Here is a 13,315-nt window from a genome sequence, read left to right on the forward strand (position 1 = left end):
AAATCGACTGGGCTTGACGATACACGCTCGCATGCTCTAGAACTAGATTTGACATCGTTGTCAATCAGGCGGCGGTGCCGACCTTCAGAGGAGATTCACCGATGAATCGCAATCGACACGGCGGCCTCCGCCGGACCCTCGTGGCCACCGGCGCGCTCACGATCGGCGCGGCCCTCGCGCTGACCGGGTGCGGTTCCGGCGACGGATCCGACGCGGACGCCGTCGGCGTCACGCTCATCGTCAAGACCACCGCCAACCCCTTCTTCGTGTCCATGCAGGAGGGCGCCGAAGCCGCCGCAGAGGAGGCCGGCGTCGAACTCACCCTCGCGGCGGGACGCGAGGACGGCGACGAGGACACCCAGATCCAGGCGATCGAGAACGCCGTCTCCCGCGGCGACAAGGGCATCCTCATCACCCCCAACGGACCGGGCGTCGAAGACGCGCTCATCCAGGCGCGCGACGCGGGCCTGTACGTCATCGCCCTGGACACGCCGCCGTCCGACCCCGAGGCGGTCGACATCACCTTCGCGACCGACAACTTCCTCGCCGGGCAGCGCATCGGCGAGTGGACCGCCGCCCAGCTCGGCGGCGACCGGGCCGTCATCGCCATGATCGACCTGTTCGACGACAAGGTCGTCTCGGTCGACGTCCAGCGGGACCAGGGCTTCCTGGACGGCATGGGGATCGACGTGGCCGACCCCGCCGCCTACGGCGACGAGGCGGAGACCGGCCGGTACTCGGGCGGCGAGTACGAGATCGTCGGACACGAGGCCTCCCAGGGGGCCGAGGACGGCGGACGCACCGCGGCCGAGAACCTCCTGTCGATCAACCCCGACATCAACGTCGTCTACACGATCAACGAACCGGCCGCCTACGGCGCGTACGAGGCCTTCGAGGCCGCCGGCGCCACCGACGACCTCATCGTCGCCTCCGTCGACGGCGGATGCGCCGGCGTCGCGGCGGTGACCGAGGGCGTCATCTCGGCCACCAGCCAGCAGTACCCGGTGCGCATGGCCGAACTCGGCGTGGAGGCGATCCACGCGCTCGCGACCACCGGCGAGGCCCCCGAGACCTCCGAAGGCCTCGACTTCTTCGACACCGGCGTCGAGCTGGTCACCGACCAGCCGCACGAGGGCATCGAGTCGATCACCTCCACCGAGGCGACCGACGTCTGCTGGGGCTAGGTCCCGGACGTCCTGAGAACATCGGAGCACACGTGAATCAGCACGCCACCGCCTCGCCCGGGCCCGACCTGGCCGAGGAGTTCCTCGACCGGTCGACGCCCCTGAGCGCGATCCGCAACCTCCTGCACCGCCACCCGGCGATCAGCCCGGCCATCGTCCTCATCGCCGCCGTCGCCGTGTTCGGCGGCCTCAACGAGCGCTTCCTCGAACCGTCCAACCTGTCGCTGGTGAGCCAGCAGGTCGCGGTGGTCGGGACGCTCGCCCTGGCCCAGACCCTCATCATCCTCACCGCCGGCATCGACCTGTCGGTCGGCGCGGTCATGGTGCTCGGCTCCATGGTGGTCGCGCAGACCACCGTGCAGAACGGGGTGCCCGCGCCGGTCGGCCTCGGGCTCGGCCTGGCGGTCGGACTCGGCGCGGGCGCGGCCAACGGCTTCCTGGTCACCAGGCTGAAGCTGCCGCCGTTCATCGTCACCCTGGGATCGCTCAACATCTTCTTGGCCCTGACGCTGCTGTACTCGGGCGGCGCGACCGTCCGCGGCGGGGACATGCCAGCCCTGCTGACGCTGACCGGCGAGACCTTCGCCGTCGGCGGCGTCAACATCACCGTCGGGGTCGTGATGATGCTGGTCCTCTACATCGCACTGGCGCTGATCCTCCAGGGCACGGCGTGGGGCCGGCACGTGTACGCGGCCGGCGACGACCCGGAGGCCGCGCGCCTGGCGGGCATCAGGGTGCAGCGGGTGCTGGCGAGCGTCTACCTCGCGGCCGGGGCGATCCTCGCCGTCGCCGCGTGGATCCAGATCGGACGGTCCAACGCGGCCTCGCCGAACACCGGCGTCGACCTGAACCTCGACTCGATCACCGCCGTGGTGATCGGCGGGACGAGCCTGTTCGGCGGGCGCGGCACCGTCTGGGGGACGCTCCTGGGCGCGCTCATCGTCGGGGTCTTCCGCAACGGGCTGTCCCTGGTCGGCGTCGACGTCCTGTGGCAGACCTTCGCGGTCGGCGTGCTCGTCATCGCCGCCGTCTCGATCGACCAGTGGATCCGAAAGGCACGCAAATGAGCACCGACGGCACCGGCTCCGGCGAGCCGATCCTGCAGGCGACGGGCCTGGTCAAGACCTACGGTCGCGTCGTCGGCCTCGACGGCGTGGACTTGGAGCTCTACCCGGGCGAGGTGCTGGCCGTCATCGGCGACAACGGCGCCGGCAAGTCCACCCTGATCAAATGCCTCACCGGCGCCGAGATCCCCGACGAGGGCACGATCCGGCTCGAAGGGCGGCAGGTGCACTTCAAGCGGCCCCAGGACGCCCGCGCGCACGGTATCGAGACGGTGTACCAGACCCTCGCGGTCTCCCCCGCGCTCGACGTCGCCGCGAACCTGTTCCTGGGCCGCGAACTGCGCAAGCCCGGTCCGCTGGGGACGGTCCTGCGCGTGATCGACAGGAAGCGGATGCGCCAGCGCGCCGAGGAGGAGCTCGCCGAGATGGGCATCACCACACTGCAGGACGTGACCGTCCCGGTCGAGAACCTCTCGGGCGGGCAGCGCCAGGCCGTGGCGGTCGCCCGGGCGGCGGCCTTCGGCTCGAAGGTGGTCGTGCTCGACGAGCCGACCGCCGCCCTCGGGGTGCGCGAGTCGCAGCAGGTCCTGGAGATGATCGCGAGCCTGCGCGACCGGGGCGTCCCGGTCATCCTGATCTCGCACGACATGCCGCAGGTCTTCGAGGTGGCCGACCGCATCCACGTCCAGCGGCTCGGCAAGCGCGCGGCCACGATCACGCCGCGGACGCACTCGATGACCGACGCGGTGGCGATCATGACCGGCGCGATGCGGGAGGACGTGCGTTGATCGGCGTCGTCGGCGAAGCGCTGATCGACCTGGTGGTCGCCGAATCCGACCCGTCCCGGCCGGTGGCGCACCCGGGCGGCAGCCCGATGAACGTGGCGGTCACCTTGGGGCGCTTGGAAACGCCGGTGGCGTTCCTCGGACGCCTGTCCGGCGACGCGTTCGGCGACCTGCTCCGGGGACACCTGGAGTCGTCGGGGGTCGACCTGCGATGGTCGGTGGACGCATCGGAGCCGACCAGCCTGGCGGTCGTGTCGGTCGCCCCCGGCGGCGGCGCGGACTACTCCTTCCACGTCCACCGGACCGCCGACTGGCAGTGGTCGGCCGCCGAGCTGGCCGCCGCGCCGGGCTTCGACGCCGTGCACGCCGGATCGCTCGGCCTGGCGCTCGAACCCGGCGGCCCGGTGGTCGAGACGTGGCTCGAGGGGCTCGGCGGATCGACCACGATCAGCCTGGACCCCAACGTGCGACCGGAGCTCCTGGGCGACCGGGACCGGTACCTGGCGCGATGGGAGCGGTGGCTGTCGTTCGCCGACCTCGTCAAGATCTCGGACGAGGACCTGGAGTGGATCCGGCCCGGCTGCGACGCCGCCGAACTGGCGCGCGGCTGGATCGACCGCGGGCGCCGCCTCGTCGTCGTGACCCGCGGCGGCGACGGCTCGCGGGTGTTCGGGCGCGGCTACGAGTTCACGGTGGCGGCACACCGCGCGGTCATCGTCGACACCGTCGGCGCGGGCGACTCCTTCAGCGGCGGCCTGCTGCACTGGCTGGACCGGGCCGATCGGCTCCGACCGGACAGGCTGGCGGGCCTCCGCGAGAGCGAGGCCCGCGAGGCGGTCGAGTTCGCCTCCGCGGTCGCCGCCGCGACCTGCTCGCGCGCCGGGGCGAATCCGCCGCGCCGCACCGAACTGTCGGTCTGAGCGAGGATTCGCAGGCACGGCGAGGGCCGCTCCGCATGACCGGTGGTCATGCGGAGCGGCCCGCTGCGACGTGGTCCGCGATCAGGCGATCGGGGCGAACTCGGTGACGGTGAGGCCGTTGAAGACCGCCGGGCCGCCGTCGGTGAAGAGGGCGAGGCCCTCGTGGGCCGGGTCGGGGAACACCAGGCTGGTGTGGACGTACCGGCCGTCGTCGATGAACACCTCGGCGGAGAGGTTGTCGACCAGGATGCGCAGGTCGACCTCGCGCGGGCCGGAGTCGAACGGCGTCCTGCTCTCGGTCCACCTGGCGTCGGGGTTGGGGGTGTTGCCCCGGTTGAGGTAGGCGTAGCCGCCGGCGGCGTAGACGCCGGCGTCGATGTGCCGCAGCCCGTCGTCCGAGCGCCGCAACTGGAAGCCGATGTTGTTCACCTGGTCCCAGGTGACGCGGGCCCGGACCTCGTAGGCCCTCCCCCGGTAGTCGACCACCGCATGGCCGTCGACCGTGACGTTCCCCAGCTCGACGGTCCGAAAGGCCCGGTCGGCGAGCGTCCGGACCGGGGTCGAGAGCAGCACGGCCTCGTCGTCGTGCCAGTGGAGCGCGATCTCGCGCACGATGGAGTCGGTGCCGTTGAACCCGTCCGCCTCCCACGACGGGGTCTTGTCCGCGTAGTCCCAGTGGTTCATCCACCCGATGGCGTAGCGGGTCCGCGGGTCGACCGCGCCGCCGTCCCACCGCTCCCAGGTGACGGCGCCGTACCAGTCCCATCCGTGGTCGAGCCACTTCGGATCCGCCTGGTCGGCGACGAAGGCCGTGCCGTTCCACTCGCCGGTCCAGTAGGCGTAGGTCGCGGGCCCGCCCGAGCCCTTGGTGTTGGCGCTGGCGCCGAGCACCCACCGGCCTGGCCCGTTGTCCGACGCCATCCAGAACAGGTCCGGGCATTCGATGACGCCGATGCCCTGCTTGATGAAGCCGTCGGTGTACGTCCAGCCCTTGAGGTCGGCGGAGACGTAGAAGCCGATCTTGTCGCCCTCGGCGAGGGCCATGACCCACTGCGAGCGCTCGGCGTCCCAGATGACCTTGGGGTCGCGGAAGTCGACCACGCCGGGGTTGGGGAGCACGGCCGGCTCGTGCCGCTCGAACGTGCGGCCGCCGTCGGTGGAGTGGAAGAGGAACTGCGCCTGGCGGTTCGGGGCGGTCGCGGTGCGGTCCTCCTGGGTGGCGAGCGCGATGACGGCGCCCGCGCCGAACCCGGCGGTGTCGTCCTCGTCCACGACCAGGCAGCCCGACCAGATCGACCCGTTCGGGTTCTCCTCCTTCGCGATGGCGGTGCCCAGGTCGTCGAAGGCGACGTTGTCGTCGGAGGCGACCAGGCGCCAGGAGGTGCCGGTCCCGGGCGCGGGGTAGTCCTTGTTGTAGAGGTAGTAGTAGTGGGTCTTCCCGTCGATGCGGATCGGCCGCTGCGGGTCGTTCTTCCAGTGGTCGGGGACGGAGAAGTGGTACACGGGCCGGTACGTCGCCTGTGCCGCGCCGGCCGCGCCGGCGGGGGCCGGGAGCATCGCCGTCGCGCCGCCGAGGCCGGCGGCCCGGATGAGGTTTCTTCTCGAGGTTCGAGGCATCGTCGCTCCAAATCTGAGGCGGGGAACTGATGTCGATAAACGTAAAGAGTTAAAATAGTTAAATCAATGGATAAATAGGTTAAGCGTCCGGTTAATACGCATCGGGGCGGAAAGCACTGCGGGCCGCCGAACGGCGGCCCGCATGTCGAATCAGTTCGTCCCGCCCGAGCGGGTCCGCGCCTCGGAGGCGGTGCCGATCACTTGCGCACCAGCCGCTCGCCGTCCCATCGCACCGGGATCGGGTCGGTGAGCTCGCCGACGAACTCGCCGTCCTCCTTGTTGCGGAAGCCGATGATGACCGTCTGGCCGTCCACGTCGTGAAGCCTTGCGGCGTAGAGGCTCTCATGCTCGAACGGCCGGGCCTTGGCGATGTCGACCCCCCGCAGCGGCAGCTCGACCGGCACCACGTAGTTGTCGCCGGTCTCGCCGAGCGCGCGGCGGGCGTCGGAGGCCTCGCCCTCGCCGCAGCAGAACAGCAGGAGCCACTGGCCGTCCACCCGGTGCAGCTGCGTGACCTCGACCTGCCCGAACCCGAGCGCGTCGGGCCGGCTCAGCGGCCCCCGCACCTCCCAGGTCTCGAGGTCGGCGGACACGGCGTGGCCGACGACGCCGCGCTCGCGCGCGGGCTCGGGACCGTCGGCGCGGGCGGTGAACAGCATGTGCCAGCCGTCCTCGCCCCGGTACACCCACGGGTCGCGGCAGGCCTCGTCGAACCAGCCCGTGCCCTCGCCGAGCCGCTCGTAGAAGGCCGGGTCGGCCTCGACCTGCGGGCCGGGCCTGCGGTGCCAGGTGAGGAGGTCGTCGGAGACGGCCGAGCCGATGCGCTGCACCAGCCCGCCCTCCGCGCGGGAGACGCCGGTGTAGAACAGGCGCCACCGCCCCGAGTCCTCGCGCACCACCGAACCGGTCCAGGTGGCCTGGTCGTCCCACGCGGGCGCGTCGGCGAAGACCAGCGCATCCGGCAGGAGCGTCCAGTCCTCCAGGTCCGGGGAGACGGCGTGGCCGATCGAGGCGCGCTGGTGGCGGCGGCCCTCCTCCTGTAGAGCCCTGGAGGCGCGGAGGAAGAACACGTGGTGGCGGCCGTCGTCGTCGGTCGCGTACCAGGAGTCCCAGACCCAGTGGTCGGCGAGCTTGAGCATTGTCGTCCTATCTGATGTGCGGGGAGTTCAGTCCTTCATGCCCGCGGAGGCGATGGACTGGATGAACGCGCGCTGGAAGACGAGGAACACGATCACCATCGGCAGCGTGATCATGCTGATGTAGGCCATGACCTCGCCCCAGGCGGTGTCGAGCTGGAAGAAGTACTGCACGCCGACCATGACCGGCCGCAGCTCCTCGCTCTGCACGGTCATGAGCGGCCACAGGTACGCGTTCCAGGTGGCCGGGGAGGTGACCACGGTCAGGATCGCGACCGTGGCGAACACGGGTTTGGAGAGCGGCACGATGATGCGCCAGTAGGTGCGCAGCCAGCCCGCGCCGTCGATCGCCGCCGCCTCTTCGAGTCCCTTGGGGAGGCTCTTGAAGTACTGGGCGAACAGGAAGATCGAGAAGGCGTTCACGATGAACGGGATGATCTGCACGCGGTAGGTGTTGAGCCAGCCGGTCTCGAGCACCGGCGTCAGGCCGTCGAAGCCGATCCAGGGCAGGTTCGCGACCAGGTACACCAGCGGGACGATCGTGGTGTCGAACGGCAGGATGAGCGTGGCGATGACGAGGCCGAACACGAGGCCGCGGCCCTTCCAGCGCATCCGCGCGAGCGCGTAGCCGCACATGGAGTTCACGATGAGCCCGAACGCGGTGACCATGAAGGTCACGAACAGCGTGTTCCCGAGGAAGCGCCAGAACGGCACCCGGTCGAACACCGCCGCGTAGTTCGCGAACGAGAGCTCCCCCACCGGCAGGAACGCCCTGAGCGAGTCCATGTCGGCGAAGATCTGGTGGTCGCTCTTGAGGCTCGCGACGAGCATGAACACGATCGGGAACAGGAAGAACACCGCGAGGACCGACATCGGCACGTAAGTCCACAGTCGACCGCTCGACCGGCGGCGCGAGAGCGGCTTGAAGGTCGCTGCCATGTCAGTCCCTGTCCCTGGTGAGGCGGCGCTGCACGAGCGCCAGCGCGAGCACGACGCAGAAGAACACCAGCGAGAGCGCGGCGCCGTAGCCCATCTGCTGCTGCTGGAAGCCCTTCTGGACGATCTGGAGCACCAGCGTGCTGGTGGACCCGACGGGCCCGCCGCCGGTCATGATGTTGACCTGGACGAACAGGCTCATCGCGGCGATCGTGATGGTGATGAGCACGAACACGAACGTGGGTTTGAGCAGCGGCAGCGTGAGGTGCCTGAAGCGCTGCCACGGGGTGGTCCCGTCGAGCGCGCCGGCCTCGTAGACCTCTTCGGGGATGGTCTGGAGTCCCGCGAGCCAGATGATCATGTGGAAGCCCACGCCCTGCCACACGCTCATCACCACGATGGCGCCCATGGCGGTCGAGGGGTTCGCGAGCCAGGCCTGCCCGGCCCACGCGCCGCCGGTGATCATCGACAGCCCGGAGTTGACGAGGCCGTCCTCCTGGTAGAGGAAGCGCCACAGGAGGCTGACGACGACCATCGAGGTGATCACGGGCAGGAAGTAGACGGTGCGGAAGATGTTGCGCCCGGCCAGGCGCTGGTTGACCAGGAGCGCGAGGACCAGGCCGAGCCCGCCTTGGAGCGGCACCACGACGGCGGCGAACACGAAGGTGTTCAGCAGGGACCGGTGGAACGCGGCGTCCTCGGTGAAGGCCCGCTCGAAGTTGTCGAGTCCGATGAACTCCGGCGGCGTCGGGGAGACGAGCCGGGCGTTGGTGAACGCCAGGACCAGCGAGACGACGGCGGGTCCGATGACGAACACGAGCAGGAGCACCACGCCGGGGGCGGCGAAGGCCGCCCCGGCCCGCTGCTCGGTGCGGGAGTGGCTGCGGCGGCGCCGTGCGGCGGCCGGGGCCGGCCGCGCGGGGGCCGCCGCCGGCCGCCCGGCGCCGGCGGGCGGCGCGCTGCGGCTGGAGACCGGGATCGGCATGGCTAGAACCCGTATCCGCCGTTCGACTCGATGTCGGCGTCGATCTCGGCGACCATCGCGTCGAGGCTCTGCTGGACGTCGCCGCCGTGGATGATGTCGCCGGCGTACTGGTTGAACACCGAGGCGATCACGGTGTAGGCGGGCGTCTCGGGGCGCAGCACCGCGTACGCCTTGGAGTACTCGACCATCATCCGCAGGTCCCCTTCGGAGCCGTAGTGCTCGGTGAGCTCGGCGGCGGCGTCGGTGGCGGGGATGAGGCCGGTCTGCTCGGCGTACTGGGCGACGTACTCGTCGGTGGTGGCGGTGGCGAGCCATTCGCCCGCCCCGGCGGTCTCGGCGGTCGCGGAGACCGCCCACTGCCAGGAGCCGCCGCCGATCTTGGGGCCGGTGCCGAAGTCCGGCGGGGGCAGGAACAGCATGTCGTCGTACAGGTCCATCGCGGCGAGGGCGCCCCAGTTGCCGTGGTAGGCCATCGCGGCCTTGCCCTGCATGAAGTCCTCGGCGCCGCCGGGGGACTCGACGCTAGCGAGCCCGCCCGTGAACAGGCCCTGGAACCATTCGCCCCAGGCGAGGGCCTCGGGCCCGTTGAGCTTCCCGTCGGCCGAGAGGTGGGTCTCGCGGTCGAGGAGGTCGCCGCCGAAGCTCTGGAGGAACGGCGAGTACGCGTAGGGGTACCACTCGCCGGTGTCGGCGGTGGAGAAGTCGATCGCGTGCTTGTAGGCGCCGTCGGCGACGAGCCGCTGGAGGGCGTCGTCGAACTCCTCGCGGGTCCAGGGCGCGTCCATGGTGGGGATGCGCACGCCCGCCGCTTCGAGCACCGACTGCCGGGCGAAGATCGAGCACGCGGCCTCCCAGTGGCCGATGCCGTAGATCTCGCCTTGGAACCGGCCGAGGGTGGAGGGCAGGAACCGGTCGGTGACCTCGGCGGGGAGGTCGAGGACCTGGAGGTAGCCGCCCCAGGCCCAGTTGGCGATGTTGGGTCCGTCCACGGTGAGCAGGTCGGGGAGGTCGCCGGAGATGGAAGCGGACGCGACCGTGTCGTTGTAGACGTCCTGCGGGAACGGCTCCAGTTTCGCGGAGTACTCGTCCTGCGCGGCGTTGAAGGCCGCGATGATGTCCTCGGTGACGGCGATTTCCAGGGGGCTGCCGGCGTTGTGGCTCCACAGGACCAGTTCGCCGTCGGCGGCGCCCGCGGAGGTCGAGCAGGAGGCGAGCGCGGGCCCGGCGAGCGCGGCGCCGCCGGTGGCGGCCGCGAGCTGGAAGAAGTGTCGTCGTTGCATGGTGGTCACTCCAATGTGAATGCGGCTGAAGGGCTATCGCGGTGCGGCCACGGACTGCCGGCGGGCCGTGGGGCAGGGCATGAGGTGCTGGACGGGCTCGGCGTCGGGTTCGTCGAGCCTGCGGAGCAGCTCTTTGACGGCCCAGCTGCCCATCTCGTAGTGGGGCAGGGCCGCCGAGGTCAGCCCGGGAGCGAGCTCCGGGGCGATGAGTTCCTGGTCGTCGTAGGAGACGACGGAGAGGTCGCCCGGAATGGACAGTCCGCGTTCGGCGGCGGCGCGGTAGACGCCCATGGCCATCCGGTCGTTGAAGCAGAAGATCGCCGTGGGCCGCTCGGGTCGGCCGAGCAGGCGCATGGCCGCCTCGTAGCCGTCGTGGGTCCGCGCCTCCGGGGACTCGGCCAGCAGGTCGCCGGCGTCGAGGCCGTAGGCGGTGACGTGCTCGCGCCAGGCGGCCAGGCGGATGTGGCGGGCCTCGACGTCTTCGGCGGTGGTGACGTGGCCGATGCGCCGGTGGCCGGCCGCGGCGAGCTCCGCGAGGACGCCGAGCGTGCCGCCGCGCTCGTCGGGCACCACCGATGAGACCGTGCCGTCGGCGCTGCAGTCCAGCAGCACGACCGGCGTGGACTTGATCTCCTTCGGCACGTCGATGGCCTGGTGGTACATGGTCGCCAGGAGGATCCCGTCGATCTGGCGCTCCTGGAGGGCGGCGATGGCCTCGCCGGTCTCCTCGGGGTCGCCCGTGGTGTCGATCATGAGCAGGAGGAACCCGGCCTCGCGGGCCGCGTCGTGCGCGCCGCGGATCATCTGGCCCGCAAAGGGAGTGGTGGCGACGTTGTCCCCGACGAACCCGATCATCTGGGTGCGCCGGGTGCGCAGGCCCCGGGCGACGGTGTTGGGCCGGTAGCCCAGCGCGGCGGCGGCGGCGAGGACCCGGTCGCGCGTCTCGGAGCCGATGCGGTTGCCACCGGTCCCGTTGAGCGCCATGGAGGCCGTCGCCGTAGAGACCCCGGCGGCCTTGGCCACGTCGGTCAGGCGGGGCGGTCTGGTCACCATCGACAAGCTCCAATCGGTCAATCGATTAACTAAGTCCGCCGCAGACTGGACGGCCACAGTTAAACGATTAACTGAACCTACAACCCGACCGCTGCGAAACGAACTCGAAAAGATCACGATTGAACAACGACGAAGTCTGCGTCACACCCGAACGGCGGAGGCACGGGCCGGGTGCGCATGACCGCGGGGAAGACGACTGCGGGGACACTGTCAAAAACAGTGTCCCCGCAGGTCATCTACATTGCTATAAGCAAAAGTGGCGGAGGATATGGGATTTGAACCCATGATCGGGTATCACCCGAAACCCGCTTAGCAGGCGGGCGCACTAGGCCACTATGCGAATCCTCCAGGACGCGCCGGAGCACGTACCAAGCACAGAGCATACCGGTCCGATCCCCCGTTCCCCAAGCGGGTTCGGGTCGATCAGAGCCAGCCCACGTGGGGCGCGACCAGCAGGTATCCGACGAACGCGGCGATGTCCAGGAGGGTGTGGGCGATCACCAGCGGGCCGGTGCGCTTCCACTTCATGAAGCACAGCGCGAAGACCGCGCCCATCACGGCGTTGCCGATGAAGCCGCCGAAACCCTGGTAGAGGTGGTAGGTCCCGCGCAGGAGCGCGTGGGTCGCGACGATCGCCGCGGGCCGCCAGGCCAGCTGCCGCAAGCGGGTGATGAGGTAGCCCACGCCCACGACCTCCTCGACGATCGCGTTCTTGAACGCGGCGAGCACGAGGATCGGGACGGCCCACCACACGTCGTTCAGGTTCGCCGCGCTGATCGTCGCGTTCAGCCCCAGCGCGCGGGCGGTGAAGTAGAGGCCGAGCCCGGGGATGCCGATGCACGCGGCGAGGGCGGCCCCGCCGAGGAGGTCGAAGGCGGGCCGGCGGGCGTCGAGGCCGATGGCGCGGAAGGGGTTGCCGCGGTCGAGGCTCAGGAGGTGGAGCGCGAGCGCGACGGGCGCCATGGCGAGTGCGAGGCTCACCAGCTGCTGCGCGAGGTCGTACCAGGGCCGTTCGGGTTCGGCGCGCGAGGAGTTCATCGACTGGACGCTGTCGGCCAGGCCGCCCGGCTCGGTGAGGGTGCCGATGATGTCGACGATCGACCAGATCGCGGAGGCGCCCAGGGAGACGGCGAGGACGACGACCACTTCGCGCCGGATCGCGCGGGGGGCGAGGAGCGGTGCGGCATCGGAGCGGTTAGACATGCGCACCAGAGTGCCAGAGCACCGAGGCGGGACGTCCGCGGGAAGCGCCGCGGTCCGGTCGCACCGCGTGTGCGACACGTCGCCCCTCGTCAAGGGGATGATCGATCCGTAAGCGAGGTGCTGTGAAACTCATCCCACTCGGCGACGCTCACCCTCACGGCACCTCGCTTCCCTACACCCTGTGTCGGCGCGGCGTCTGTCGGTTTCTTGACACTGGATCGCCTCAATCAGGTAAGGTTAGCCAGTCCTTACCTGAGAGGCGGTAGTCTATGCGGCCCACGAGTGCGCAGGCCCTGGCGTGCTGAGCGCGCCCGCCGTCGCACGCCGCCCCGGACTACGCCCGATCCCGAGGCCGATCGACGCGCTCCGCGACGTCGCCGACCGGGTCGAGCACCAGGTCGGCACCCATCCGGTCGCGGGCCTCCGCGACTGGCTCGACGGCGGCTCCCGCGAGGGCGCGGTCGAGTTCCCCGCGACCGAACTGGCCTCGGGCCGGCGCCTCGACGAGCTCATGGGCGCGGCCGCCGCGCTGTGGGGCGGCTCGGCCCACGCCAACGCGGCGCTCGCGTGGAAGACCTACTGCTACTGGACCGTGGCCCCGGTCGTGCTCGGCTACCTGGCCGACCGCCGCGTCCCGGTCATGGACGCCGCGAACACCGTCTTCTCCGTGTCGCCCCGGGCCCCGATGTTCGCGGTCCGCCAGATCCGGCCCCGCTTCCTGGTCCTGCCCCACGACCCGTGCGCGGGCGCGCCGGGCACCGAGGTGGCGGCGAACGAGGGCGACCTGTTGGACCGCTTGCGCGCCGGCGTGTTCGAGGGCCACCTGTCCCCGGTCCTGGACGCGTTCCTGGCGCGGGTGCGGGTCGGGCGCCGGACGCTCATGGGGTCGCTGGCCTCGGGGCTGTCGTACGCGGTCGCCTCGATGGCGCAGGTCGTGCCCGAGCCCGACGAGGTCGTGGCCAAGACCCTCCTGGACGTGTTCGACGTGAGCCACCTGGTCGACGTCGCGACCGACGAGGCCGGGCGCCTGGTCTACCAGCGCCGCACCTGCTGCCTCGCGCTCACCATCGAGGGCAGTCGCACCTGCTCGACGTGCTGCGTCCGCACCGAGCAGCGCTGACGCCGCCGCGCACCGTTTGGTAGATTGGCGCT

The 13,315-nt window shown here is 70.5% G+C and carries 12 protein-coding genes and 1 tRNA gene; 5 read left to right on the forward strand and 8 right to left on the reverse strand.

Annotated elements, in window-relative coordinates; translation table 11 throughout:
* Positions 1 to 101 precede the first annotated feature (101 nt).
* From BLQ63_RS14495 to BLQ63_RS14510, 4 genes are read left to right on the forward strand one after another with little or no spacing between them, the layout of a single operon-like run.
* Positions 102 to 1,184, forward strand: a complete 1,083-nt coding sequence (locus BLQ63_RS14495) for a substrate-binding domain-containing protein (protein ID WP_091036149.1) — start codon at positions 102 to 104, stop codon at positions 1,182 to 1,184.
* Between the two features lie 32 nt (positions 1,185 to 1,216).
* Positions 1,217 to 2,251, forward strand: coding sequence for an ABC transporter permease (locus BLQ63_RS14500; protein ID WP_218125274.1), 1,035 nt, complete (start codon positions 1,217 to 1,219; stop codon positions 2,249 to 2,251).
* The gene (locus BLQ63_RS14505) at positions 2,248 to 3,036 is read left to right on the forward strand and encodes an ATP-binding cassette domain-containing protein (protein WP_091036151.1); all 789 of its coding nucleotides are present in this window, start codon (positions 2,248 to 2,250) and stop codon (positions 3,034 to 3,036) included. Before BLQ63_RS14500 ends, BLQ63_RS14505 begins: the two co-directional genes overlap by 4 nt.
* A complete protein-coding gene (locus BLQ63_RS14510) occupies positions 3,033 to 3,953 on the forward strand; it encodes a carbohydrate kinase family protein (RefSeq protein WP_091036154.1) in 921 nt (306 codons plus the stop codon). The genes BLQ63_RS14505 and BLQ63_RS14510 overlap by 4 nt, the downstream gene beginning before the upstream one ends.
* 81 nt (positions 3,954 to 4,034) lie before the next feature.
* On the opposite strand, the gene BLQ63_RS14515 is transcribed toward BLQ63_RS14510, so the two are convergent.
* From BLQ63_RS14515 to BLQ63_RS14550, 8 genes are all read right to left on the reverse strand, one after another.
* Positions 4,035 to 5,570 (reverse strand): glycoside hydrolase family 32 protein, encoded by a 1,536-nt coding sequence (locus BLQ63_RS14515; RefSeq protein WP_091036157.1) that lies wholly within the window; start codon positions 5,568 to 5,570, stop codon positions 4,035 to 4,037.
* 197 nt (positions 5,571 to 5,767) lie between these two features.
* Entirely contained in the window at positions 5,768 to 6,709 is a 942-nt protein-coding gene (locus tag BLQ63_RS14520; protein WP_091036162.1) for a glycoside hydrolase family protein, read from the reverse strand.
* A 27-nt stretch (positions 6,710 to 6,736) separates the two neighbouring features.
* Positions 6,737 to 7,645, reverse strand: coding sequence for a carbohydrate ABC transporter permease (locus BLQ63_RS14525; RefSeq protein WP_218125275.1), 909 nt, complete (start codon positions 7,643 to 7,645; stop codon positions 6,737 to 6,739).
* Between the two features lies 1 nt (position 7,646).
* Positions 7,647 to 8,627, reverse strand: a complete 981-nt coding sequence (locus tag BLQ63_RS14530) for a carbohydrate ABC transporter permease (protein ID WP_091036166.1) — start codon at positions 8,625 to 8,627, stop codon at positions 7,647 to 7,649.
* 2 nt (positions 8,628 to 8,629) lie between these two features.
* A complete protein-coding gene (locus BLQ63_RS14535) occupies positions 8,630 to 9,907 on the reverse strand; it encodes an extracellular solute-binding protein (RefSeq protein WP_091036169.1) in 1,278 nt (425 codons plus the stop codon).
* A 33-nt stretch (positions 9,908 to 9,940) separates the two neighbouring features.
* Entirely contained in the window at positions 9,941 to 10,960 is a 1,020-nt protein-coding gene (locus BLQ63_RS14540; protein ID WP_218125276.1) for a LacI family DNA-binding transcriptional regulator, read from the reverse strand.
* A 257-nt stretch (positions 10,961 to 11,217) separates the two neighbouring features.
* A tRNA-Ser gene (locus BLQ63_RS14545) sits at positions 11,218 to 11,308 on the reverse strand.
* Between the two features lie 75 nt (positions 11,309 to 11,383).
* Entirely contained in the window at positions 11,384 to 12,163 is a 780-nt protein-coding gene (locus BLQ63_RS14550; protein WP_091036173.1) for a CPBP family intramembrane glutamic endopeptidase, read from the reverse strand.
* A gap of 298 nt (positions 12,164 to 12,461) precedes the next feature.
* Between BLQ63_RS14550 and BLQ63_RS14555 the strand changes: the two genes are divergently transcribed.
* On the forward strand, positions 12,462 to 13,283 hold the full coding sequence (locus tag BLQ63_RS14555) for a hypothetical protein (protein ID WP_091036178.1): 822 nt from the start codon (positions 12,462 to 12,464) through the stop codon (positions 13,281 to 13,283).
* Positions 13,284 to 13,315: the final 32 nt, after the last annotated feature.

The sequence above is a fragment of the Glycomyces harbinensis genome (assembly GCF_900101745.1).
In the GTDB taxonomy this organism is placed as follows: Bacteria; Actinomycetota; Actinomycetes; order Mycobacteriales; family Micromonosporaceae; genus Glycomyces; species Glycomyces harbinensis.

Bases quoted from the DNA above. Each gene is read 5' to 3' on its own strand.
- BLQ63_RS14505 (WP_091036151.1), top strand. From the start codon at position 2,248: ATGAGCACCGACGGCACCGGCTCCGGCGAGCCGATCCTGCAGGCGACG.
- BLQ63_RS14530 (WP_091036166.1), bottom strand. From the start codon at position 8,627: ATGCCGATCCCGGTCTCCAGCCGCAGCGCGCCGCCCGCCGGCGCCGGG.
- BLQ63_RS14520 (WP_091036162.1), bottom strand. From the start codon at position 6,709: ATGCTCAAGCTCGCCGACCACTGGGTCTGGGACTCCTGGTACGCGACC.
- BLQ63_RS14535 (WP_091036169.1), bottom strand. From the start codon at position 9,907: ATGCAACGACGACACTTCTTCCAGCTCGCGGCCGCCACCGGCGGCGCC.
- BLQ63_RS14525 (WP_218125275.1), bottom strand. From the start codon at position 7,645: ATGGCAGCGACCTTCAAGCCGCTCTCGCGCCGCCGGTCGAGCGGTCGA.
- BLQ63_RS14540 (WP_218125276.1), bottom strand. From the start codon at position 10,960: ATGGTGACCAGACCGCCCCGCCTGACCGACGTGGCCAAGGCCGCCGGG.
- BLQ63_RS14495 (WP_091036149.1), top strand. From the start codon at position 102: ATGAATCGCAATCGACACGGCGGCCTCCGCCGGACCCTCGTGGCCACC.
- BLQ63_RS14550 (WP_091036173.1), bottom strand. From the start codon at position 12,163: ATGTCTAACCGCTCCGATGCCGCACCGCTCCTCGCCCCCCGCGCGATC.
- BLQ63_RS14515 (WP_091036157.1), bottom strand. From the start codon at position 5,570: ATGCCTCGAACCTCGAGAAGAAACCTCATCCGGGCCGCCGGCCTCGGC.